Genomic DNA, 21836 nt, shown 5'->3' on the forward strand with positions numbered 1-21836 from the left:
TCTGAATCGAGTGAATTGATGGCCGGAAATACGTCCCAACCGGGCGCATCGGTGATCTCGCGTGCGCTCGCGCTTCTCGGCGCTTTCGACGAGCGCCATCGGGTGCTGAGCCTGACCGAACTCGCGCAGCGTGCCGAAATCCCTGTTCCTACCGCATATCGCCAGGTCAACGAGCTGGTCGCTGGCGGCGCGCTGATCCGACGCGACAACGGCGACTACGCGATCGGACGGATGATCTGGAACCTCGGGTTGTTGGCACCGGTCCAGACCGGCCTGCGCCAGATCGCGTCGCCGTTCCTGCACGACATCTACGCCGCGACGCTTGCGACCGTTCACCTGGCCGTACGCGAGGGGGACGAAGTGCTCTACATCGACCGCCTGTCCGGGCACGCCTCCGTGCCGGTGGTCAGCAAGGTCGGCAGTAAGTTGCCGATGCATTCGACCGGCGTCGGAAAGGTATTGCTCGCGTATGCGCCTCCCGACGTTGCGGCGCGGGCGATGTCGTCGCTCACCCGAATAACCCCGTACACCGTTACACAGCCGAAGCGCCTCGCCGACCAGCTCGCAAAGGTCAGAAGAGAGGGCTACGCGACGACGGTGGAGGAAATGACATTGGGCGCCTGCTCTGTCGCGGTGCCGATCACCCGCGCCGGCACGGACGTCGTCGCGGCGCTGGGCATCGTCATTCCGAAGCTCGGACGCGACAGGCCGCGGCTCACCGCCGCCCTTCAGGTTGCCGCGCAGGGCATTTCCAGGAGCCTCGGTCCGCTGGAACGGTAGTCGCCGAAATAGCTTCCGCTGAGTGGAAGCCGACGCTTGGCCCGTGCCCGGCCGACGCGTTGCAATGACGGAATGCTTCCCCGACTGCGTCCGGACCGTAACGAGTACGGCGGATCGATCGCTGACCGCCTGCCATCCGCGTCGCCGGACATCGGCATCTGGGCACTCGATGAAGAGCACGATCGACTGTGGCAGGTGGCCGCGCCCTACCTTGCGAACCGCGACAACGATTGCTCGCGAGGTCCTCGACGACTTCGGTTACCCGAAGGTACGTCGCGTACAAATCCATTCACCGCGAAGCCCGTGCGCGGTCGGCGAGTCCAGGGACTCGCTAAGCGCGCACAGGGCGCAGCCAATTTCTCTACCATCAATGGTGGGAAGAGGTGGCTGTACGTGCTCGAGTTGTGGACCGATCCGTCGGGTGCCCGAGTGTGGGTCGTTCGATGTGATCGGTGTGAAGTGTTGATCCGCTCTGCTTCACCGGATGCTGCCGGTGAAGCAGAGCCGGACGTCCCCGCCAATGCCCTCTGCGAAAGTTGTGCCACGCGTGTCGCGAGCGCCCACGTCCGAAATCTGTCCATGGATACGCCGCCCGAATTCTCGGCAGCGAACCGGGCAGAAAGAAAGTAAACCGGCCACATAGCCACATGTCGTGACATCAACGGCTGCTTGGCATTTCGTTAATTCGACAGATTGTGTGCCCGATGCCCGAAATTGCGGTGCCGAACACTTGTCAGGTGCCGATGTCAGCCATACTGTGATTCGAGTCACAACAATAGTCGGCGCAATTTCCTAGTGCGCGCATGCAACCAGCGTTCAGCTTTCGCTCAAATGGGTACACGTTCGTCGCTACACCAGCAGGACGCCACGCGCAGTCAACCGCCGCCCTCGTGCGGCCGATTCGAAAGGTGGCCGTCGATGCCCACCAATCCGCGAGCAGGCACTCCCGCACAGGCCGGGGATCTCGTCGACATCGACGCCCTGCTCGCCGCGTACTACGCGGGTCACCCCGACCCGTCGGTGATCGAGCAGCGGGTGGCCTTCGGCACTTCCGGGCATCGTGGCTCGTCGCTCGACACAACCTTCAACGACGACCACATCGCGGCGACCAGCCAGGCGATCTGCGAGTATCGGGCAGGTCAGGGCATCAGCGGGCCACTGTTCATCGGCCGCGACACCCACGCCCTGTCCGAACCTGCGTGGCGCACGGCGATAGAAGTATTCGCTGCAAACGACGTCACGATCCTCGTCGACGATTCCGGCGGCTTCACGCCGACGCCCGCGGTATCGCACGCCATCATCCGAGCCAACGCCGCGCGCGGTTCGGGGCCGCAGGCCGACGGTGTTGTCGTCACGCCGTCGCACAATCCACCGCGCGACGGCGGTTTCAAGTACAACGGACCCGACGGCGGTCCCGCGAACGTCGGGGCGACAACGTGGATTGCCGACCGGGCGAACGAGCTCCTCACGGCGAAGCTGTCCGGCGTCGGGCGGATCGCTTTCGACAGAGCGCAGACCCACGGTTACGACTTCACCGGCCACTATGTCGACGACCTTCCGGCCATGATCGACTTCGACGCGATCCGCGGCGCGGGAGTTCGAATCGGGGCAGACCCGATGGGTGGCGCGTCCGTCGCCTACTGGTCCGTCATCGCGGACCGGCACAACCTCGATATGACCGTCGTGAACCAGAACGTCGATCCGCAGTTCGGTTTCATGACCCTGGATTGGGACGGCAAGATCCGGATGGACTGTTCGTCGCCGTATGCGATGGCGTCGCTCGTCGAACGAAAATCGGAGTTCGCCATCTCGACGGGAAACGACGCCGACGCGGACAGGCACGGCATCGTGACCGCCGATCACGGCCTGATGAATCCCAATCATTTCCTTTCTGTCGCAATCGACTATCTCTACCGCCACAGGCCTGGCTGGTCGCCCGCCGCGGCCGTCGGCAAGACTATGGTCAGCTCCTCGATGATCGATCGCGTCGCCGCCGATCTCGGTCGGCAACTATTGGAGGTCCCGGTGGGATTCAAATGGTTCGTCCCCGGCTTGATCAGTGGCGAGCTGGGCTTCGGTGGCGAGGAGAGTGCGGGCGCGTCGTATCTGCGCTCGGACGGACGGGTCTGGACGACCGACAAGGACGGCATCATCCTGGCCTTGCTCGCGTCGGAGATTCAAGCGGTTACCGGTGACAGTCCTTCGCGTTACTACGGGAGGCTGACCGAGAAGTTCGGCACTCCCGCGTACGCGCGGATCGACGTGGCCTCGACCAGGGAGGACAAGGCACGACTCGGCCGATTGACCGGTGCCGACGTTGCCGCGACCGAGTTGGCCGGCGAACCGATCACCGCGCGCCTGACGGCCGCACCGGGTAACAAGGAAGCCCTGGGCGGTGTCAAGGTGACGACCGACTCGGGCTGGTTTGCTGCGCGACCGTCCGGAACGGAGAACGCTTTCAAAATTTATGCGGAGAGTTTTCGCGGTCCGCAACATCTGAGCCGGATTCAGGCGGAAGCTCAGGATGTGGTCGCGACGGCATTGGGTGGTGAGAAGTGAAGGTAGGCCTGCTCACTCGGGAGTATCCGCCGGACGTTTACGGGGGCGCCGGCGTGCACGTCGACTTCCTGTCACGTGAGTTGCGGCCGCTCGTCGATCTCGCCGTGCATGCGTGGGGTGCGGACCGGATCTCGGATCTCGCTCCGGCGCAAGGCCACTCACCGGCAACGGCGACTAAGGACGCTAATCCCGCGTTGGCGACGTTGTCGGTCGACCTGTCGATGGCTGCTGCCGTCGCCGACCGCGAACTCGTGCACAGCCACACGTGGTACGCGAATCTCGCCGGCCACATCGCCAAACTGCTCTACGACATTCCGCACGTGGTCACGACTCATTCCCTGGAACCGTTGCGGCCGTGGAAGGTCGAACAACTCGGCGGTGGCTACGCACTGTCGTGCTGGGCGGAGAAAACCGCCATCGACAATGCCGATGCGATCATCGCCGTCAGCCACGCGATGCGCTCCGACATCGTTCGGCTCTACCCCGAGGTCAATCCGGACCGCGTGACCGTCATTCCGAACGGCATCGACTCGGACCTCTACCAGCCGACCGACGACCGTTCCGCGTGGGCCAAGCACGGCCTGGACCCGGACCGTCCGACTGTTCTCTTCGTCGGCCGCGTGACCAGGCAGAAGGGTGTTCAACATCTGGTGCGCGCGGCTGCAGGATTCCGACCCGAGGCACAACTCGTGCTGTGCGCGGGGGAGCCGGACACCCCGGAGCTGAAGGCGGAGTTCACCTCTCTCGTCACCGAACTCCAGGCCAATCGCGATGGTGTGCACTGGATTCCGCAGATGCTGCCGCAACAGGAGGTCATTCAGCTGCTCTCCGGCTCGACGGTGTTCGCCTGTCCGTCGGTGTACGAGCCACAGGGCATCGTCAACCTCGAAGCAATGGCGTGCGAGACCGCCGTCGTCGCAAGCGAGGTCGGTGGCATTCCCGATGTGGTGATCAACGGTTCGACGGGACTGCTCGTGCCCTACAACAGCAATGAACCGCGGGTCTTCGAAGCGGGATTCACCGAAGAAGTGAACAAGTTGCTCGACGATCCCGAGCGTGCAGCAGGGATGGGTCGCGCCGGTCGCAGACGCGCGATCGAGGAATACGGATGGGACGCGATAGCAGCGCGGACCGTCGCCATCTACGAAAGAGCGGGGGAGCGGCGATGACCAAACGGCCTCGGGTACTCGGAATCGTATTGGCGGGTGGCGAGGGTAAGCGGCTCATGCCACTGACCCTCGATCGGGCAAAGCCCGCCGTGCCTTTCGGTGGCGGGCACAGGATGATCGACTTCGTTCTGTCCAACCTCGTCAACGGCGGCATTCACCGAATTGCCGTACTCACGCAGTACAAGTCGCACTCGCTCGACAAACACATCTCGACGGCGTGGCGGCTCGCCTCGCTGACGGGCGGTTTCGTCACTCCGGTGCCTGCCCAGCAGCGCCGTGGTCCGCACTGGTACCTCGGTAGTGCTGACGCGATCTATCAGAGCATGAACCTGATTCAGGACGAGGCGCCCGACATCGTCGCGGTCTTCGGCGCGGACAACGTGTACCGGATGGATCCCGCCCAGATGATCGATCAGCACGTCGAATCCGGCGCCGGCGTGACCGTCGCAGGAATTCGGGTGCCGCGCGATCAGGCTTCGGCGTTCGGGGTCATTCACACCGATGACGGCAAGAAGATCACCGAGTTCCTCGAGAAGCCCGCCGACCCGCCGGGGTTGCCCGATGCCCCCGACGAGTCCTTCGTGTCGATGGGCAACTACGTTTTCTCCACCGAGGCGCTCAAAGATGCGCTCGCGCAGGACGCCGCGGACAAGGGCTCCAAGCACGACATGGGCTCCAACATCGTGCCGCAGCTGGTGGGGCGCGGGGAAGCTGCCGTATACGACTTCAACACGAATGTCGTTCCCGGCGAGACGGAACGAGACCACGGCTACTGGCGCGACGTCGGTACGATCGACGCGTATTACGACGCCCACCGGGACCTGATTTCGCCGTATCCCGTCTTCAATCTCTACAACGAGGAGTGGCCGATCTTCGCACTTCCCTCACAGCGTCCGCCGGCGAAGTTCGTCGCCGGTGGTGCGGCACAGGAATCGATGGTCAGTGCGGGCTGCATCGTGTCCGGCGCTCAGGTCGTCAACTCTGTGCTCTCACCGGGCGTAATCCTCGAACAAGGTGCGGTGGTGCAGGATTCGATTCTCGCGGACCGGGTTCGCGTGGGGAAGGGCGCGGTCGTTCGGCGGGCGATTCTCGACAAGAATGTGGAAGTACCGCCCGGTGCGCACATCGGCGTCGACCTCGCACGAGACCGAAGCCGTTACCACGTGAGCGATAACGGCATCGTCGTGCTCGGCAAAGGCGCAAGCGCTGTCAAATGATCGGCGCCTACGGGTAGTTGGTCTCCTGCGCTGCAAGCGCGAGCCACTTTCCGTCCTGCTTGACGAACACGTCGGTAAAGCGTTCGCGCGCAAGCACATTTCCGCCGTCGACGATGGTGTTGACGCCGTGGATCACGGCGGTGTCTCCGACTACGGTCACGTTCTGCTCGGTGGGGTTCATCGTAAAAGTCACGGGCACAATGGTTTCCATCTCCGCGGCACGGTCGAGGAGCTTGCCGTCGGAGTTGGTGTGCCTGAACTCGGGAGCCAGGATCGATTCGATCGTCGGCTTGTCGCCGTCCGTGATGGCCTTCAGCCACTGGGCTTCGACGGCAAGGACCGCTTCGGTTTGGTTGCCGGCCTCGGCTGTCGTCGCCGAACTCGAGGACGACGAATCCTCGTCGTCACTACTGCATCCGCTGAGTCCGACCGTCACCATCACCGCGATTGCGGCGAGGCTGCCTGCTTTGCGTTTCGCACCTACGTTCATGCCGTCTCCACTCCGACGTGTTGCTGCGCTGCACCCGACTCGTAGACAGTGACACATGCGGCCCTTGTGGCGGAGGGAGATTCCCCAACAGAATGTTGTTGTGAACAAGATCGTGTGTACCTTCGTCGCTGCAGGTATCGCCGTTTTCGCCGGGGGGTGCAACGACTCGGGTGGTGACCCTGGCGCCGGGGGCGCGCGTCTCGAACCGCCGCGTGTCACAGCAACTCTCGATGTCGGCGTCGGACCGCTCGAGGACGTGACGGTCGACGAGTCCACGCACACCGCGTATATCACCAACAGCGGCGACAATTCGCTGTCGGTGATCGACGGCGAATCACACGTGTCGAAGATCGACGTCGGCACGAAGCCGAGCGGCGTCGCGGTGAACCCGGCGACACAAACCGCCTACGTCACGAGCAAGGCCGACGGCACGGTCTCGGTGGTCGATCTCGTCGACAAGAGTGTCACCGCCACAATCGGTGTCGGCAAGGATCCGGAAGGTGCCGAAGTGGATGCCGACACCCATACGCTCTATGTGGCGAACGTCGCCGGCAATTCGGTGTCGGTGATCGACACCGAAACGAACGCCGTGACGGCAACGATCCCGGTCGGAGACCAGCCGAGCAAGATGGGCGTCGATCCGACAAGTCATTTCGTGTTCGTGGCAAACGCGGGCGCGGACAGTTCGGTCTCGGTGATCGATCCGGCGAAGCGGGAGGTGATCCAGACGATCGCGGTCGGCCGCAGTCCGCGCGATGTGGCGATCGATCCGGCGACGCGGACAGGGTATGTCCCGAACGCGAACGACGGAACGATCTCTGTGCTCGACACCGAGCGATTCACCGTCCTGCAGACCATCGAAGCGGGCGATCAACCGGTCGCCGCGACTGTCGATCCGGCAGCTCATACCGCCCTCGTGACGAACTATGGAGCCAGCACGTTGGCGATCATCGACACTCAGTCACAGGCGGTTGTCGATACCGTTCACGTCGGCGACGGGCCGCAGTTCGTGGCGGTCGACTCGGCCACCCACAAGGCCTACGTCGTCAACCACACCGACAACTCGGTATCCATCCTCGAGCGGTAGTCAGACCGGGCAGATATCGGTGGCGCCGCCCGGCGTCCGTCTCGCCCGACCATGCGCGTGTTGGAGCTACGCTCGAGCTCGGACAGGGAAGAAGGCACGCGGTGCGCGAGAAACTCGAAACGGACATCTCGTCCGACATACGTGCGATGGCCGCCGTCTCCGAGCAGATCGGACTGTTCTTCGCGACCCAGCATGATTTGCGGCCCAACGACTTCCGCGCCCTCGTGCACATCATGGTTGCCGACGTCGAGGGCCGACCGCTCACCGCAGGCGAGTTGGCGCGGTTGCTGGGTACGTCGGCGGCGGCGATGACGTACCTGGTGGAGCGGATGATCGAGTCGGGGCATATCCGACGCGAATCCGACGCCGCGGATCGGCGAAAGGTCATCCTTCGCTACGCCGAGCACGGTATGGAAGTCGCGCGCGGCTTCTTCGGTCCGCTCGGGGTCCGAACCCGCGGGGCTCTCGCCGATTTTCCGGACGCCGATCTGGAAACTGCGCATCGGGTCTTCGGCGCATTGATCGAGTCCATGCGCTTGCACAACGACGATCTCGGCGGGAACTGATGCTCCGTCACCACCGTCACGAGGTCGTGTTGGCGTCCGCGCTTTCCAGCCTCGCCGGATTCGTCGATGCCATCGGCTTTCTCGAACTCGGCGGGTACTTCGTCTCGTTCATGAGTGGAAACACGACGCAGGCCGGAGTAAACCTCGGGCGGGGCGACTTCCGCAATTTCGGCCTCGCCTTCGGTTTGATCATCGCGTTCGTCGCTGGAGTCGTCCTCGGTACACAGGTTGGGCGCAGGTCCGGGGCGAATCGGCGCGTCGTGCTGTTGGTGCTGGTGGCGTGCGTTCTCGGCCTTGCTGCGTTGTTTCATACGATTCCCGGCGTAGCTTTCGTCGCACCGCCGGTCATGGCGATCGCGATGGGCGCGGAGAATTCGGTCTTCGAACGAGACGGAGAGGTAACCATCGGACTTACCTACATCACCGGTACTCTCGTCAAGCTCGGCCAGCACCTCTCGCGCCTTCTCGACGGGGAGCGTAGTCGAGGCTGGTTGCGATATCTGGGGCTCTGGGCCGGGCTTGCGACAGGCACCTTTCTCGGCGCCCTCTCCTACGTTCGGATCGGTTTGACGAGCCTTTGGATCGCGGCAGCCTTCGCGGCTGCAGCCGCCCTCTACGTCTGGCGGGATGGCCGCCCGTCGCGCCGAATCAAATCAGCGAGTTAGTTCCGCGGCTTCCTTCTCGGGCACCGTGGAGTTCGGTATCGGGGTGCTTCGGCGACGTAGCGCAACCTTGCCGCCTCGTGCCGGTGCGTATGCGACGCCCCGGCTGTGGAACCGCTCGCCTGGACTGTAGGTCGTGACCAGGTCGAAATCGCGAAGCAAAGTGCGCAGGACGACGTCCATCTCCATGTTCGCGAAGGCTGCGCCGATGCAGCGTCTGGTGCCGCCACCGAACGGCACCCATTCGTAATTGCTCGGCTTCTGTCCGACGAAGCGGTCAGGATCGAACCTGCCGGCATCCGGGAAGATCGACTCGTCGTCGTGCACGAGGCTGATTCCGACGATGACCGTGAACCCGCGCGGAATGTTCCACTCGCCGAGCTGCAGCGATTCGGCGTTGACGTGCCTGCCCATGAGGTCGATGACCGGTCGCGTTCGCTGGACCTCGAGAATGGTGGCCTGCCGTAGTTCGGAGCCGCCGCTGCCGACCTCGTCGACCAGTCGGGACACAAGTCCCGGATGACGCTGAATGCGTTCGACGGCCCAGGCCAGCGTCGTCGCTGTTGTCTCGTGGCCTGCGGCTAGCAAGGTCAGCAGCTCGTCGGCGATGTCGCTGCGCGCCATCGCACTGCCGTCTTCGTAGCGGCTTTGGAGCAGCATCGCGAGCACGTCGTCGCGCTCGGTCAAGCGGGGGTCGGCGAGTGCCTTGTCGATCAGGCTGCCGATGATCCTGTCGAATTCGCGCCGTTTGGCGTTGAATCTGCCCCACGGGCTCCACGGCCCGAGGTCCTTTCTGGGGATCGGCACTGTCGCGAGCCATGACGCCAGTTCGACCCAGGGCGGCAGCAGTTTCCGGAGCGCCTCGAATTCGGCGCCCTCGGCGCCGAACACCGCGCGCAGTATTGCGTTGAGCGTGATGTGCATCATCGGCGCGAGGGTCTCGAACTCCTTGCCCTCCGGCCATTTCGCTGCCTCGCGGAGGAATTCTTCCTCGATCATCTTCTCGTACGCGTGCATTCGCTTTCCGTGGAACGGCGGAACGAGGAGTTTGCGCTGACGTCGGTGGGCGTCGCCCTCGAGGTTGAACAGCGAGCCGCGCCCGAGTACCCGGCCGAGGTTGGGTTGGACGTTCGACGCCACCTCGGTACTGGTCAGGAACAACTGTTTGATCATGGCCGGCTCGGTGATCACGACCGATTGTCCGAACAGTGGAATGTGGATTCGGAAGGTCGACCCGTACCGCTCGCGGAGCAGCCGCATCGCCTTTCGGCGCGAGGCGATGAAACCCACACCCTGCACGATTTGCGGAAGTCGTGGACCTGGAGGGATACGGACTGCGGGGGGCTGCGCGCTCATTACTTGTCCTCACGGCGGTGTGTGGCGGTAATCACGAGTACCACTGCGACGGTACTCGCGATTACCGCGGTTGCACAACGGTGGATTCCGGGACGAGATAGTCTGCCCATGGTGATGTCCGAACACCGCGTCTTCGAGGAATCGAGCGCGCACGAGAGCGCCGAACCGAGCGCCTTCCGGAAGCGCCTTCTCGATGGGCTTGCCGCGTCGATCGAAGAGAGCGGCTACGCCAATACCAAGATCGACGACATCGTCCGGCATGCGCGAACCTCCAAACGGACTTTCTACGAAGAGTTTTCGAGCAAGAACGCCTGCTACTTCGTGTTGCTGAAGGCGACCAACGAGTCGATGCGGGCGACGATCGAGGCGGCCGTGGACCCCGCCGAGCCGTGGCGTTTGCAAGTGCGGCAGGCGATCGAGGCGTATTTCGGCACGGTGGAAAGCCATCCCGGCCTCTCTCTGAGCTGGATCCGTGATCTGCCCGCGATCGACGGCGCATCGCGGTCGCTCCAGCGCGAAGGTATGGATTCGCTGACGCAGATGCTCTTCCAGCTCGGTGACGCACAAGGATTTCGCGACGCGGGTATCGCTCCGATTTCCCGGCTCACCGCGATTCTGCTGCTTGGTGGCCTCCGTGAGCTGACTGCCGCGGCGATCGAGGACGGGGAGAGCATTCGCGACGTTGCCGAGATCGCCGTCGCTGCGTGCATTGCATTGCTCGGAACAACCTGACCCCGGACGCGAGTGCGCGTCAGGCCGTATCGATGGTCGTCGTGATCGTTGTGCACGACGGACTACGCGGCGTCGAGCCGAACCCGAAACGAACAGGCGGGTCGACCGGCTGCAATTGGCCGAGGTCGGTACCGTCCCACGTGCCTTCTATCGCAATGATCCTGGGTTGCATCCGCGCTCCGTAGTACTCGCGACGGTCGTTGCCGGCAGTGCCCCGAGTCCGAACGCCGCGCAACACTACCCGCGCAATCGGATCCGTGAACGCACAGAACCACGGCGCGGTGGCGATCGCAGCGGGAACTACGCCGAGAACTCGGCCCAGCACGGTCGGACCGCCCACTTCGATGCGAACGACGAGCTCGCCCGCTGACACCAGTGCCATCGCGCCCCGGCGCTCGCAGGTAACCGGCGTGATCGCTGTGTCGTCGAAACTGTATGTGGCCATGACGAATTCGCGTACCGCGTGGGACGGAGCCACAAGAAGGCGGTGGCCGTCGGCGAATTCGATCATGACGTCGGTGAACGTGCCGAGCGGTGAGCGGGTCCAATGGCCGACGACGATTCGAATGCCGGACTCACTCCCGATACCGAAGATTTCGCCCTCGAAGCGCGAGCGAGTCACCCTCGGTTCCCATTGCGCGCGACCATGACCAGAATTGTTCCATGACCGATCACGTAAGCACTGAAAAGCAAGGCTGCATCGGCTTCGTCACGCTCGACAAGCCGGCACAGCGCAACCCGCTGTCGGTTGCGATGATGACGGACTTGACGGAGGCAGTGCGTGCACTCGGCGCCGACAGCGATGTCGCGGTCGTGGTGATCAGAGCGAACGGTCCGGCCTTCTCAGCCGGTCACGACCTGCGCGAGTTGGTCGATCGCACGCTCGAGGACGAACGCGAGATCTTTCGGGTGTGCACAGAGTTGATGAATTCGATTCAGGCGATACCGCAACCGGTGATCGCAGCAGTGCAGGGCACCGCTGTGGCAGCGGGCTGCCAGCTGGTCGCGACGTGCGACCTGGCGGTGGCGTCCTCGGCGGCGGTTTTCGGGACGCCTGGCGTGAAGATCGGACTGTTCTGCTCGACGCCGATGGTTGCCGTCTCGCGGGCAATCGGCCGGAAGCGGGCATTGCAGCTGCTGCTGACGGGTTCGGTGATCAGCGCGGATACTGCCGCAGACTGGGGACTGATCAACGAAGTCGTCGCGCCCGCAGACCTCGCCGACCGTGTCCACGAGTTGGCCAACGCCATCGCTGCTGCAAGCTCGTCGACTTTGCGCATCGGCAAGCAGGCGTTCTACCGGCAAATCGAGCTCCCGCAGGAACAGGCCTACGAGGCGATGCAGGAGGTCATGGCCACCAACGCCGTCACCTGCGATGCTCAGGAGGGGATGAGCGCGTTCATCGGCAAGCGCGATCCGGTCTGGCAGGGTCGCTGAGCGCAGGATCGATCACTGCGGGGGTGGCGGGCAGAAGATTCCGCATGGAATCGGCGGCAGACCGGGGATGTTGATCATCGGTGGCGGGGGAGGAGCCGGAGCGGCGGGTTCAGTTGTGGGGCCGGGAGTTTCGGCAGGCGTATTCGATTCCGCGACCTCTGTGACGACCGGCCCGGCATCCTCGGTCGGCGCAGGAAGTGCAACCTCGATCGGATGCGCCCCGCCGCCGCTGTAGGTGGCTGACCAGCTCAGCACATCCGAGGCGTACGACGTGGAGTTGTTGTAGCGCAACACGGCTCGCAGTTCGGCCGCCGGATCGCGGAGGTCGAGTCCACCCGAGCACAGATACTGCGCAGCGCCGAGGGCGGCGTCGTAGATGTTGTTCGGGTCCGCTGCGCCGTCGCCGTTGCCGTCGGCTGCATAGTGGGCCCACGTGCTCGGTAGAAACTGCATCGGACCGACGGCGCGAACGTAAGAGCTGTCGTCGGCGCGAATGACCTCGTTGCCTGGCAATGTTCCGTCGAGTGCGGGACCGAGAATCGGTGTGACGGTGGTTCCGTCGCTGCTGGTGTTGCCGCCGCTGGCGTGTCCGGATTCGATTCGGCCGATTCCCGCGAGCAGGTCCCAGGTGATGCCACAGCCGGGTTGTGTTGCTGCCATGGCAAGTTCGGCATTGCGGTACGCGGCGAGCACGATCTCGGGAATGCCGATTGCGTTGGGCGTGGGCGCGGGGACTTCCGCGCTGATCTGGGTGAGTCGTCGAACCCGGTTCTCGCTGCTCGAGATCGGTTCCCGGGAAATCGCTCGAAGTGCAGGGGCGGGTCGAGTTTTCGATTGCACGAGCCCGAACGCTCGGGGTGAGGGCAGCAGCGACGACGTCTTCGCCTCGGCGACGATGTCGTTCGGGTGCTCGCTCGGTGTCAGTGCGCCGCTCGCTGTGGCGCCCGTCGTCAGTACTGCCGCGACGATCCCGCACGCGAGACCAGATCCCTTCAACCGCATACGAATCACTCCACACAACTGGCTTGCCTCGGGCGTCGGATTGGTTCCTCCGCTGATTCTATTTTAATCAAATAAAGATTAAAATCAAGGCCACGCTCGAACGTGGCCGCAAACGCAACCACTTCGGACAACCGCAACGACTGCAGACGTTGTATATGACGGGACGCGTTGCGGCTCGTCCCCAAAACGCCGGGGGAGGGTTACCCCGACTGCAGGGCCAGGTCGAGGCCCGTCGGTGCGCAGAGTCCGTGCCGAATCATCGACTGCGCGGTCGCGACGACCACGTCGACGGACCCGCGCGAGGAGTTCCACCACTCGGGTGCCCAATTGAGCGCGCCGATGATGAGCATGCGGGCGGCCGCCGGATCGAGGTCGGCGCGGATGGCGCCGTCGTCTTTCGCGTCGTTCAGCAATCTCCGCCACAGAGCGTGGTACTCGGCACCCTCTCGGGCCAGTTCGGCGCGGATCTCCGGTGGCACCTGCCCACTGTTGCGCGACACCGCCGTCGCGAAGTCCGACAGTTCCAGTTCGACGCGTAGGTGGGCTTCGACCGCGGCGCAAATGCGTTCCAGTGAGGAAGTTTCGGGAGGCAGCGCATCGAGGGCGGTCGACACATGGTCTCGCAGCCAGCGTTGGCCGGCGACCATCACCTCCGCGACCAGTTCGTCGCGAGATTCGAAGTAGTAGTACACGGCGGGGGCACGCAGATCGGCCACCTCGGCGATGTCGACCAGTCGTGCCCCGGCATAGCCCTTGCGGGTGAGCACGATTGCCGCTGCCGCGAGGATGCGGTCGCGCGTGGCGTTCGAACGATTCTGTTTCCTCGGCATGACCGGCCCTTAAGGCATCGTGTAGCCACCGCTGACCGAGAACACCTGACCGGTGACCTGGCGCGCGGCGAGGTGAGACGACGCCCAGACGACGGAGTTCGCAATGTCGTCGGCGGTCGTCAGTCTGCGCAACGGGATGTCCTTGCGAAGGAACTCGATCTGCTTCTCGTTGAACACAGCATCTTGACCGACGGACCACAGACTGTCCGCGCCGACGGCGTCGGGACCGTCCGGAATGACGAGGCCGGGGCAGATGACGTTGGACCGGATGCCGTGCCTACCGTGTTCGCGGGCCGTCGTTCGTGCGAGCGCAATGAGTGCGGCCTTGGTAGCACCGTAGATGCCCTGCCGGATCTGCCCGAAGGCGGCGTCGCTGGCGATATAGATGATCGACCCTTGGCCGGCGTCCTTCATCGGCCCGATCGCGGCTTGTGTGCAGGCGATGGCAGTGAAGAGGTTGATTTCGACCGTGCGCTGCCACTTGGCGCGATCGGTGTCTTCGGCGATGAATCCTGGGACGCTCCACCCGGCGTTGTTGACCAGAGCGTCGAGTCCGCCCCAGCTGTCGACCGCGCGCTGGACGGCCGTGTCTGCCGCGCTGGGTTCGGTGAGGTCGGCGACCTCGACCTCGACTGCGAGGGCGCCGAGTTCGAGGGCCTCGGCCCGGACTTTCTCCGCCTGCGGACCGTCGACGTCGCTGATGACGATGCGAGCACCTTCGCGGGCGAAGCCGTGCACGATTCCGCGCCCGATGTTGGACGCGCCGCCCGTTATGAGCACGCGTGCGTCGCGTAATCCCAGTTCCATGGCTGTTTTCCCCTCGCGCTGGAGCATCGTGTAATTTATGTTCAATTCGAAACAGTACATCCGACGTTGACGCTCCTACAAGTTTTAATCTATATTCAATTCAACAGGAACCTAGCAGCGGGAGAGTGCACGTGAAGGTCTACAACGGTGTCGACGAGTTCGCCACAGCGCAGGGTGATGTTCTCGGGACTACGGAGTGGGTAGTGGTCGACCAGGCTCGAATCGACACGTTCGCGCAGGCGACGGGCGACCACCAATGGATCCACGTCGACGCCGTCAAGGCTGCTTCCGGACCCTTCGGCGCGACCATCGCGCACGGGTTGCTGACTTTGTCCTTGCTTCCGGTGCTGTTGCACGAGCTGTACAAGGTCGACGCCGTCACGATGGCCGTGAACTACGGCTTCGACAAGGTGCGGTTTGCTGCGCCGGTTCCAGTCGGTTCGCGGGTCCGTGCGAGTGCTGTTGTCGGCGCGGTCGACAAGGTTCCCGGTGGCGTCCAGGGCAAGATCGCCGTAACCATCGAGGTCGAAGGTTCCGCCAAACCCGCAGCCGTCGCCGAGTCGATCGTGCGGTTCGTCGCATGACGAGCGGACTCGTCGCAGGTGACGTAGCCGTCGTAACCGGCGCCGCGAGTGGCATCGGCCTGGAGATCGCGCGACTCTTCCATGCGCACGGCGCGAGTGTCGTGCTCGCTGACATCGACGGTGATCGTGCCGCAGCAGCGGCTGCCGACCTCACCGATGCGGTGGGGAGGCCGGGCACTGCGGGCGGTCGCGTTGTCGGAATCGCGTGCAACGTGACCGACGAGGCATCGGTACAGGGTGCGATCGACACCGCGGTCCGGGAACTCGGCTCGCTGGACGTGTACGTGAACAACGCGGGCATAACTCGTGATGCATCGTTGCGCAATCTCCGCGCCGCGGATTTCGACGCGGTGATCGACGTTCATCTCAAAGGCACGTGGCTCGGCGTCAAAGCAGCGTCAGCGGTCATGCGCGAGGCCGGTCGTGGATCGATCATCAACATGTCCTCGCTGTCGGGGAAATCGGGCAATCCCGGCCAGACGAACTACAGCGCGGCGAAGGCCGGCATCGTCGGTCTGACGAAGGCCGCCGCCAAAGAACTCGCCCACAAAGGGGTGCGTGTCAACGCAATCCAGCCCGGCCTCATCCGAACTGCGATGACCGAGGCAATGCCTGCAGATGTGTTCGCGGCTCGGGAGGCCGACATCCCGATGAAGCGAGCGGGCGAACCTGCTGAGGTCGCCGGCGCCGCGCTGTTCCTCGCGTCGAACCTGTCCAGCTACATGACCGGTGCCGTTCTCGAAGTCGGGGGAGGGCGATTGATGTGAGCGATTCAGTTCTCGTCGAACGGCACGGTCCGGTCGGCACCATCACTCTCAATCGGCCCGAGCAGATGAACGCGATCACGGTCGAACTCGGCCGCGAGCTCGAGCGGGCCTTGCTCGAACTTGCCGGTGACGTCAACGTGATCGTCATCCGCGGCGCGGGCGGAAACTTCTGCGTCGGCGGCGATTTCCGGGAACTGGAGAAGCTGCGAGCGGAAGGCCGGGACGCCATGGCGGACCTGTTCCTGAACTTCGGACGCGCGTGCGCCATGATCGAGGCGATCCCGGTCCCGGTTGTCTGCGCGGTCGAAGGCTACGCGATGGCAGGCGGCTTCGAGTTGCTGCAGGCAGCAGACATCGTGCTCATCCACGAGAAGGCCGTTGTCTCCGATACGCATTCGCGATTCGGGCAGATTCCTGGTGGTGGCAGCACTCAACGCCTACCGCGTCTCGCCGGCCGGCAACGAGCTCTTGCCCATATTCTCACCGGTGATCGCTTGAGCGCTGCGGAGGCGGTGGCGTGGGGCCTTGCGTACAAGGCATTCGGAGCAGCCGAATTCGATTCCGCAGTGACTTCTTTCGCGCAAGCGCTTGCCGAGAAGGATCCTGCCGCGCTGGCGGAAAGTAAACGCCTGATCTACGCCGGTCTGAAACTTCCCCTGTTCGACGGACTTGCCCTCGAGCACACCGCCGTTCTCGACCATCTCTCGCGTGACAGCGCGGGCGCGGGCATCGAATCATTCACGAAGGGATCTGCGAATGTCTGACGCGACACCGATTCTGCTGGACGTCGACGCCGATGGAATCGCCAGACTGCGACTCAATCGTCCGCAGGCCGCCAACGGTATGGATGTGCCTTTCCTGCAGGCGCTGCACGCCGCGGTGTTGCAGTGTCACGGCGACCCGTCGGTGCGGGCGGTGGTCATCAGCGGCGAGGGTAAGAACTTCTGTGCAGGCGGCGACGTGCGAGTCTTCGCGTCCAAGGGTGAAGCGCTGCCCGACTACCTGCGTGAGGCAACCGCCTGGCTGCAGCTCGCTATCGCGGCACTGATCCAGCTCGAGGCGCCCGTCATTGCGGCAGTGCACGGATTCGCGGCCGGCGGTGGCGGATTCGGCCTGGTCTGCGCGTCCGATTTCGTGATCGCCGGGCGCTCGGCCAAGTTCATGTCCGGCGCCGTTCGGGTGGGAATGGCGCCCGACGCCGGTGTCTCGGTGACGCTCACCCAGCTCGTCGGACTGCGCAAAGCCATGGAGATCCTGCTCACCAACCCCACACTCAGCGCTGACGATGCCTTGGCGATCGGATTGTTGACGAAAGTCGTCGACGACGACGCCGTCGAGGCGGAAGCACTCGCATACGCCAAACAGTTCGTCGACGCGGCGCCGAAAGCGGTCGGCGCAACCAAACGCCTGCTCTGGGGTGGGGTTGGTGCCACCGTGACGGACCGATTGCCTGAAGAGGCACGCACTGTTTCGGCATTGTCTGGCACCGCGGATTCGCTCGAGGGACTCGCCGCGGTCATCGAACGGCGTTCGCCGAACTTCACGGGGCGCTGACCATGGCCGACGATGTAGTCCTGGTCGAAGACCGTGGCGCGGTCCGGATCGTCACGCTGAACCGGCCGCAGCGGCGCAACGCCATCGACCTGCCACTGCGAATCGCGTTGGCAGAGAGGCTGGAAGAAGCGATGGCCGACAGCGTCGTTCGCGCGATCGTGCTTACCGGCGCCGGTCCCTCGTTCTGCTCGGGCGGTGACATCTCGACGATGGCGCGTCAGGAAGCAGATAAGACTCGGCCCCGGGCACAGGCAGCGCAGCGCGTTGTTCGCGCAATCTGGGGCGGGCCGAAACCCGTTGTGGCTGCGGTGGAAGGTTCTGCGTTCGGCGCGGGAACTTCGCTGGCCCTGGCGTGTGATCGTGTGGTCGCGGCGTCGGACGCAGTTTTCAGCACCGCCTTCACCGGCGTGGGCCTTGCGGGGGACATGGGAATCTTTGCCTCCCTCCCGGCGCGCGTAGGTCCGGCGCGAGCACGGCAGCTGATGCTCTTGCCGCGCAGGGTTTCCGCAACCGATGCTCACAGACTGGGGATGGTCGACGCGATCGCGCAGCCCGACAACGCTCTGGCTTCCGCCCTCGCCGATGCCCAGACGATGACGTCCGCGCCGCCGCTGGCCGTCCGCGAAATGAAGTCGCTCCTGGGCCGCTGGCCGAGTGACCCCTTTGCGATGCTCGACCATGAGGTCGACAGTCAGGCAAAGCTTTTCGACACCGACGACTTCGCCGAAGGCGTCAGCGCATTTCACGACCGACGCCAACCGGTTTTCAACGGAAGTTAGGCGAGTTTCGATGACAGACATCCAGACTCGTCGGCAGCGGCTCATCGACGCGTTTCCGCAATGGACTCCGATGTCGCTCGGGCGCTGGCTCGACGAGCGCGCCGATCGGTATGGTGATCGGCCCTTCGTCATCACCGACGAGCGCGTGCTCACCTACGCCGAGACAGCACGGTGGTCGGATCGGCTGGCGGCCGGTTTGGCAGCGCTCGGGATTCGACCCGGAGACCACGTCGGCGTGCTGATGGCGAACTACCTCGAGTTCGTGCCGGTGAAGTTCGCCATTGCAAAAGTCGGCGCCGTCGCAGTGCCGATGAACTTTCTGTATCGTGCCGCAGAGCTCGAATATGTTCTTGCACAAGCAGAGTGCCGATTGCTGATCACGATGACCGGTTTTGCGGGCCTGGATTATCTGACGATGCTCGACGAGATCGCAGCAGGGTGGGATCAGGCCGGCGAAGCGCCCAAGCAACTCCCGTTGCTGGACAACGTCGTTCAACTCCCGACCGATGGCCGCACGCGTTCCGGTGTGCTGACTGTCGACGAACTGGGGAAGTTGGCAGACCCCACCGAAACCGTCGCTGTCGACCCGGCTTCCGTCGGTGACATCCTCTACACCTCGGGGACGACCGGCTCGCCGAAGGGTGTGCTGATCACGCACGATGCCGTGCTCCGCACCGCGTACGCATCCGCTCTGACCAGGGCGTTCGGTGACGGTCGCCGAATCCTGTTCTCGCTGCCGTGCTATCACATGTTCGGGTACGTGGAAGGTCTGCTTGCGGCGACCATGGTCGGCGGTGCGGTGATCCTGCAGACATCATTCGATCCGCGCGGCTACCTGGCCGGCGTCGAGCGCCATCGTGCGACCGACATCCTGTGCGTGCCGACGATGACCGTCGCAATCCTCGAGCATCCGGACCGTGCAACGTTCGATCTGTCGAGCTTGGCAGCGGTGCTCTCGGGTGCCGCACCGGGTCCGGTTTGGTTGTGGGAGCGCGTACGTGACGAGTTGGGCGCGACCGAGATCGTCACTGGCTATGGGATGACCGAGTGTGGTGGCGCAATGACTTTGACGCTGCCGGAAGATTCGTTCGAACTGACGTCGACAACGGTCGGAAAACCCAAGATGGCCGGTGTAGCAGGGGTTCCCGGTGGTGGGTTGACGGTCTACCGGACTGTCGACCCCGAGACGGCCGAACCGCTACCCGACGGTGTCACAGGCGAACTCGTCTCCAGCGGCCCGACCAACATGCTGGGTTTCTGGGGCAAGCCCGAGGAAACAGCGCGCGGCCTGCGCGGCGGTTGGGTGTTCTCCGGGGATCTGGGTCGGGTCCGCCCCGACGGATACATCGAAGTGACCGGCCGCAGCAAGGAGTTGTACAAGAGCGGCGGAGAACTGGTCATGCCCAAGGAAATCGAGGAACTGCTGACCGCACACCCCGACATCAGCCAGGCCTATCTGATCGGCGTTCCGGACGAGCGTTGGGGCGACGCGGGTTGTGCCTGCATCGTCAGGGCACCTGGCGCGACGATCGATGAGCGGACCGTCATCGACCTCTGCAAGGCCAATCTCGCTCGGTTCAAAGTTCCCAAGCACGTTGTGTTTCTCGACGTTCACGAGTTGCCGACCACGCCGACCGGCAAGGTCCAGAAGTTTCGCCTGGTGGCTCAGGTGCAGCAGCGATTGGAGCAGTTCGCATGACTATCACGACAGATTCGGTTCCGCGAGTGGACTATTCGCGGCTGATCCAGCCCGAGCGAGTGCACGGCAGCCTCTACACCGACCCCGCGGTCTTTGCCGACGAACTCGAGCGAATCTGGTACGGCGGATGGGTCTTCGTTGGCCACGACAGCGAAGTTCCGATGCCCAACGACTACGTCCGCAAGAACATCGGCCCCCAGGACATCGTGATGACGCGCGACCGCGCGGGTGACGTGCACCTGCTCGTCAACCGGTGCGCCCATCGTGCGAACCTCGTCTGCGACGAGCCGTCCGGCAACTCGAGTTCGTTTCGCTGCCCGTATCACGGCTGGACCTACCGCAACACCGGCGAACTGCTCGGTTATCCCTACAACAAGGGCTACGGCGGCAAGGGCAAGATCGACCTCGGGCTCGGCGTTGTGCCGAAAGTTGCTGTGTATCAGGGCTTTGTGTTCGGTAGCTTCAACCCGGACGTGCCATCGATCGAGGAGCATCTGGGTGCTGCGGCCGGTGAGATCGACCGGTTGGCGCGACTGTCGCCGGAAGGCAGGATCGAACTCGACGCAGGTTGGCTGAAGCACAAGACCCGCGCCAACTGGAAACTGCTCGCGGAGAACGAGACCGACGGATACCACCCCCAGTTCGTGCACGGGTCGATCTTCTCGGTGACCGGGAGCACCATCGGCCCGCTCTACAGTGACAACTCGACCGCCGTCACCCGCGCATTGGGTAATGGGCACAGCGAGAACGATCTGCGCCCCGAGTTCCGCAAATTTGCGGAGCCGATGCGCTGGTTCGGCACGACAGCGGACCGCGTGCCCGATTACGTCGCGAAAATGCGTGCGCTGCATGGCGAGACTGCCGAGCAGATCCTGATCGAGGGTGGCCCGCACGTGATGGTGTTCCCGAACCTGTTCATCGCCGAGATTCAGGTGTTCAACATTCAACCGATCTCGGCGACCGAGTGTGTCCAGTTTTCGACTGCTGTCCAGCTCAAAGGGGCGCCGGAGCTCAACAAGCGGATGTTGTCGCAGTCGATCGGTTCGGTCGGTCCAGCGGGGATGCTGCTCGCCGACGATACCGAAATGTATGAACGTAACCAGGTCGGTGTGGCCCAGTTGCGGCCGGAGTGGCTCGATATCCGGCGCGGTGTGGGGCGTGAACGAACCGACGAGGACGGCTTCCTGGTCGGCGGCGCGACCGACGAAACAGCGATGCGCGCCTTCTGGCGGCATTACAAAGGATTGATGGAGGCGAAATGACGACGGCATTCGATGCGGCGCTCACCGACCTGCGCGCGATCGAACGGTTCATCTACCAGGAGGCGCGGTTCGCCGACGAACATGACTACGATTCGTGGGAGGCGCTGTGGACCGACGACGCGCTGTACTGGGTCCCTGCCGGTGGCTCGGTGGCCGATCCGCTGCATCAGGTGTCGGTGATATACGACAACCGCCGCCGAATCTCGACTCGCCTGAAGCAATTGCGCACAGGCAAGCGCTACGCGCAGTCCCCGCCGTCGAATCTGCGGCGGGTGATCTCCAACGTCGAGATCCTGGACGCCTCGGGCGCCGACACCACGGTGGGTGCCAATTTCGTGCTTTACGAATCGAAGCCGCGTGGCATCGAGATGTGGGCGGGACGGATCACATACGTGCTGCGTGCCGTCGACGGCGAGATCAAGCTGGCACGCAAGACCGTCCTGTTGGTCAACAGCGCCGAGGCATTGCCTACTCTCGGATTCCTGATCTGAGGAGAT

23 protein-coding genes are annotated in these 21836 nt (G+C 63.9%); 17 read left to right on the top strand and 6 right to left on the bottom strand.

Features of this window, described 5'->3' with window-relative positions:
* Nucleotides 1-18: 18 nt before the first annotated feature.
* From JGU72_RS10720 to glgC, 4 genes are all read left to right on the top strand, one after another.
* A complete protein-coding gene (locus tag JGU72_RS10720; RefSeq protein WP_199684559.1) occupies nucleotides 19-780 on the top strand; it encodes an IclR family transcriptional regulator in 762 nt (253 codons plus the stop codon).
* Between the two features lie 918 nt (nucleotides 781-1698).
* Nucleotides 1699-3339, top strand: a complete 1641-nt coding sequence (gene pgm, locus JGU72_RS10725; RefSeq protein WP_199683901.1) for a phosphoglucomutase (alpha-D-glucose-1,6-bisphosphate-dependent) — start codon at nucleotides 1699-1701, stop codon at nucleotides 3337-3339.
* On the top strand, nucleotides 3336-4508 hold the full coding sequence (glgA, locus tag JGU72_RS10730; protein ID WP_199683902.1) for a glycogen synthase: 1173 nt from the start codon (nucleotides 3336-3338) through the stop codon (nucleotides 4506-4508). Before pgm ends, glgA begins: the two co-directional genes overlap by 4 nt.
* Nucleotides 4505-5725 carry a glucose-1-phosphate adenylyltransferase gene (gene glgC / locus JGU72_RS10735; protein ID WP_199683903.1) on the top strand — a complete coding sequence of 407 codons (1221 nt, stop codon included), beginning with the start codon at nucleotides 4505-4507 and terminating at the stop codon, nucleotides 5723-5725. The genes glgA and glgC overlap by 4 nt, the downstream gene beginning before the upstream one ends.
* A gap of 7 nt (nucleotides 5726-5732) precedes the next feature.
* Here glgC and JGU72_RS10740 read toward each other — a convergent pair whose 3' ends face one another.
* Nucleotides 5733-6215 carry a nuclear transport factor 2 family protein gene (locus tag JGU72_RS10740; RefSeq protein WP_199683904.1) on the bottom strand — a complete coding sequence of 161 codons (483 nt, stop codon included), beginning with the start codon at nucleotides 6213-6215 and terminating at the stop codon, nucleotides 5733-5735.
* Nucleotides 6216-6315: 100 nt separating this feature from the next.
* Here JGU72_RS10740 and JGU72_RS10745 point away from each other — a divergent pair, with 100 nt between their 5' ends.
* From JGU72_RS10745 to JGU72_RS10755, 3 genes are all read left to right on the top strand, one after another.
* Entirely contained in the window at nucleotides 6316-7302 is a 987-nt protein-coding gene (locus JGU72_RS10745) for a beta-propeller fold lactonase family protein (RefSeq protein ID WP_199683905.1), read from the top strand.
* A 146-nt stretch (nucleotides 7303-7448) separates the two neighbouring features.
* Complete coding sequence (locus JGU72_RS10750) at nucleotides 7449-7868, top strand: MarR family winged helix-turn-helix transcriptional regulator (protein WP_199684560.1); 420 nt, start codon at nucleotides 7449-7451, stop codon at nucleotides 7866-7868.
* Nucleotides 7868-8533, top strand: coding sequence for a YoaK family protein (locus JGU72_RS10755; RefSeq protein WP_199683906.1), 666 nt, complete (start codon nucleotides 7868-7870; stop codon nucleotides 8531-8533). Before JGU72_RS10750 ends, JGU72_RS10755 begins: the two co-directional genes overlap by 1 nt.
* Here the strand turns inward: JGU72_RS10755 and JGU72_RS10760 are convergent.
* Entirely contained in the window at nucleotides 8522-9886 is a 1365-nt protein-coding gene (locus tag JGU72_RS10760) for a cytochrome P450 (protein WP_199683907.1), read from the bottom strand. The genes JGU72_RS10755 and JGU72_RS10760 overlap by 12 nt on opposite strands.
* Before the next feature lie 114 nt (nucleotides 9887-10000).
* Here JGU72_RS10760 and JGU72_RS10765 point away from each other — a divergent pair, with 114 nt between their 5' ends.
* Complete coding sequence (locus tag JGU72_RS10765; RefSeq protein WP_199684561.1) at nucleotides 10001-10618, top strand: TetR/AcrR family transcriptional regulator; 618 nt, start codon at nucleotides 10001-10003, stop codon at nucleotides 10616-10618.
* A 19-nt stretch (nucleotides 10619-10637) separates the two neighbouring features.
* Here the strand turns inward: JGU72_RS10765 and JGU72_RS10770 are convergent, their stop codons facing one another.
* The gene (locus tag JGU72_RS10770; protein ID WP_199683908.1) at nucleotides 10638-11240 is read right to left on the bottom strand and encodes a hypothetical protein; all 603 of its coding nucleotides are present in this window, start codon (nucleotides 11238-11240) and stop codon (nucleotides 10638-10640) included.
* A gap of 41 nt (nucleotides 11241-11281) precedes the next feature.
* Between JGU72_RS10770 and JGU72_RS10775 the strand changes: the two genes are divergently transcribed.
* On the top strand, nucleotides 11282-12055 hold the full coding sequence (locus JGU72_RS10775) for an enoyl-CoA hydratase (protein ID WP_199683909.1): 774 nt from the start codon (nucleotides 11282-11284) through the stop codon (nucleotides 12053-12055).
* Nucleotides 12056-12067: 12 nt separating this feature from the next.
* Here JGU72_RS10775 and JGU72_RS10780 read toward each other — a convergent pair whose 3' ends face one another.
* The 3 genes from JGU72_RS10780 to JGU72_RS10790 form a co-directional block, all read right to left on the bottom strand.
* Nucleotides 12068-13057, bottom strand: coding sequence for a lytic transglycosylase domain-containing protein (locus tag JGU72_RS10780; RefSeq protein ID WP_199683910.1), 990 nt, complete (start codon nucleotides 13055-13057; stop codon nucleotides 12068-12070).
* Nucleotides 13058-13257: 200 nt separating this feature from the next.
* Nucleotides 13258-13887, bottom strand: coding sequence for a TetR/AcrR family transcriptional regulator (locus tag JGU72_RS10785; RefSeq protein WP_199683911.1), 630 nt, complete (start codon nucleotides 13885-13887; stop codon nucleotides 13258-13260).
* Nucleotides 13888-13896: 9 nt separating this feature from the next.
* Nucleotides 13897-14694, bottom strand: coding sequence for an SDR family NAD(P)-dependent oxidoreductase (locus JGU72_RS10790; RefSeq protein ID WP_199683912.1), 798 nt, complete (start codon nucleotides 14692-14694; stop codon nucleotides 13897-13899).
* A gap of 131 nt (nucleotides 14695-14825) precedes the next feature.
* On the opposite strand from JGU72_RS10790, the gene JGU72_RS10795 reads away from it, so the two are divergent.
* Genes JGU72_RS10795 through JGU72_RS10830 form a run of 8 tightly spaced genes read left to right on the top strand, consistent with a single transcriptional unit; the run spans nucleotide 14826 to nucleotide 21830 of the window.
* Nucleotides 14826-15278: a MaoC family dehydratase gene (locus JGU72_RS10795; RefSeq protein WP_199683913.1), complete on the top strand. Its 453-nt coding sequence runs from the start codon at nucleotides 14826-14828 to the stop codon at nucleotides 15276-15278.
* Entirely contained in the window at nucleotides 15275-16045 is a 771-nt protein-coding gene (fabG, locus tag JGU72_RS10800; protein ID WP_199683914.1) for a 3-oxoacyl-ACP reductase FabG, read from the top strand. Before JGU72_RS10795 ends, fabG begins: the two co-directional genes overlap by 4 nt.
* Nucleotides 16042-16809 carry an enoyl-CoA hydratase/isomerase family protein gene (locus JGU72_RS10805; protein ID WP_307828386.1) on the top strand — a complete coding sequence of 256 codons (768 nt, stop codon included), beginning with the start codon at nucleotides 16042-16044 and terminating at the stop codon, nucleotides 16807-16809. The genes fabG and JGU72_RS10805 overlap by 4 nt, the downstream gene beginning before the upstream one ends.
* Nucleotides 16802-17599 carry an enoyl-CoA hydratase/isomerase family protein gene (locus tag JGU72_RS10810; RefSeq protein ID WP_199683915.1) on the top strand — a complete coding sequence of 266 codons (798 nt, stop codon included), beginning with the start codon at nucleotides 16802-16804 and terminating at the stop codon, nucleotides 17597-17599. The genes JGU72_RS10805 and JGU72_RS10810 overlap by 8 nt, the downstream gene beginning before the upstream one ends.
* A gap of 2 nt (nucleotides 17600-17601) precedes the next feature.
* Nucleotides 17602-18378, top strand: coding sequence for an enoyl-CoA hydratase/isomerase family protein (locus tag JGU72_RS10815; RefSeq protein ID WP_199683916.1), 777 nt, complete (start codon nucleotides 17602-17604; stop codon nucleotides 18376-18378).
* 10 nt (nucleotides 18379-18388) lie between these two features.
* Nucleotides 18389-20077 (top strand): class I adenylate-forming enzyme family protein, encoded by a 1689-nt coding sequence (locus tag JGU72_RS10820; RefSeq protein WP_199683917.1) that lies wholly within the window; start codon nucleotides 18389-18391, stop codon nucleotides 20075-20077.
* Nucleotides 20074-21339, top strand: a complete 1266-nt coding sequence (locus JGU72_RS10825; protein ID WP_199683918.1) for an aromatic ring-hydroxylating oxygenase subunit alpha — start codon at nucleotides 20074-20076, stop codon at nucleotides 21337-21339. Before JGU72_RS10820 ends, JGU72_RS10825 begins: the two co-directional genes overlap by 4 nt.
* Nucleotides 21336-21830, top strand: coding sequence for an aromatic-ring-hydroxylating dioxygenase subunit beta (locus JGU72_RS10830; RefSeq protein WP_199683919.1), 495 nt, complete (start codon nucleotides 21336-21338; stop codon nucleotides 21828-21830). Before JGU72_RS10825 ends, JGU72_RS10830 begins: the two co-directional genes overlap by 4 nt.
* Nucleotides 21831-21836: the final 6 nt, after the last annotated feature.

Origin of the sequence: Antrihabitans auranticaus, from assembly GCF_016481275.1 — a bacterium.
GTDB lineage: Bacteria > Actinomycetota > Actinomycetes > Mycobacteriales > Mycobacteriaceae > Antrihabitans.

What these genes read in the sequence shown, in the direction of transcription:
- JGU72_RS10720 (WP_199684559.1), top strand. Translation starts at nt 19, where the DNA reads ATGGCCGGAAATACGTCCCAACCGGGCGCATCGGTGATCTCGCGTGCG.
- pgm (WP_199683901.1), top strand. Translation starts at nt 1,699, where the DNA reads ATGCCCACCAATCCGCGAGCAGGCACTCCCGCACAGGCCGGGGATCTC.
- glgC (WP_199683903.1), top strand. Translation starts at nt 4,505, where the DNA reads ATGACCAAACGGCCTCGGGTACTCGGAATCGTATTGGCGGGTGGCGAG.
- JGU72_RS10740 (WP_199683904.1), bottom strand. Translation starts at nt 6,215, where the DNA reads ATGAACGTAGGTGCGAAACGCAAAGCAGGCAGCCTCGCCGCAATCGCG.
- JGU72_RS10750 (WP_199684560.1), top strand. Translation starts at nt 7,449, where the DNA reads ATGGCCGCCGTCTCCGAGCAGATCGGACTGTTCTTCGCGACCCAGCAT.
- JGU72_RS10755 (WP_199683906.1), top strand. Translation starts at nt 7,868, where the DNA reads ATGCTCCGTCACCACCGTCACGAGGTCGTGTTGGCGTCCGCGCTTTCC.
- JGU72_RS10760 (WP_199683907.1), bottom strand. Translation starts at nt 9,886, where the DNA reads ATGAGCGCGCAGCCCCCCGCAGTCCGTATCCCTCCAGGTCCACGACTT.
- JGU72_RS10765 (WP_199684561.1), top strand. Translation starts at nt 10,001, where the DNA reads ATGTCCGAACACCGCGTCTTCGAGGAATCGAGCGCGCACGAGAGCGCC.
- JGU72_RS10775 (WP_199683909.1), top strand. Translation starts at nt 11,282, where the DNA reads ATGACCGATCACGTAAGCACTGAAAAGCAAGGCTGCATCGGCTTCGTC.
- JGU72_RS10780 (WP_199683910.1), bottom strand. Translation starts at nt 13,057, where the DNA reads ATGCGGTTGAAGGGATCTGGTCTCGCGTGCGGGATCGTCGCGGCAGTA.
- JGU72_RS10785 (WP_199683911.1), bottom strand. Translation starts at nt 13,887, where the DNA reads ATGCCGAGGAAACAGAATCGTTCGAACGCCACGCGCGACCGCATCCTC.
- JGU72_RS10790 (WP_199683912.1), bottom strand. Translation starts at nt 14,694, where the DNA reads ATGGAACTGGGATTACGCGACGCACGCGTGCTCATAACGGGCGGCGCG.
- fabG (WP_199683914.1), top strand. Translation starts at nt 15,275, where the DNA reads ATGACGAGCGGACTCGTCGCAGGTGACGTAGCCGTCGTAACCGGCGCC.
- JGU72_RS10810 (WP_199683915.1), top strand. Translation starts at nt 16,802, where the DNA reads ATGTCTGACGCGACACCGATTCTGCTGGACGTCGACGCCGATGGAATC.
- JGU72_RS10815 (WP_199683916.1), top strand. Translation starts at nt 17,602, where the DNA reads ATGGCCGACGATGTAGTCCTGGTCGAAGACCGTGGCGCGGTCCGGATC.
- JGU72_RS10820 (WP_199683917.1), top strand. Translation starts at nt 18,389, where the DNA reads ATGACAGACATCCAGACTCGTCGGCAGCGGCTCATCGACGCGTTTCCG.
- JGU72_RS10825 (WP_199683918.1), top strand. Translation starts at nt 20,074, where the DNA reads ATGACTATCACGACAGATTCGGTTCCGCGAGTGGACTATTCGCGGCTG.
- JGU72_RS10830 (WP_199683919.1), top strand. Translation starts at nt 21,336, where the DNA reads ATGACGACGGCATTCGATGCGGCGCTCACCGACCTGCGCGCGATCGAA.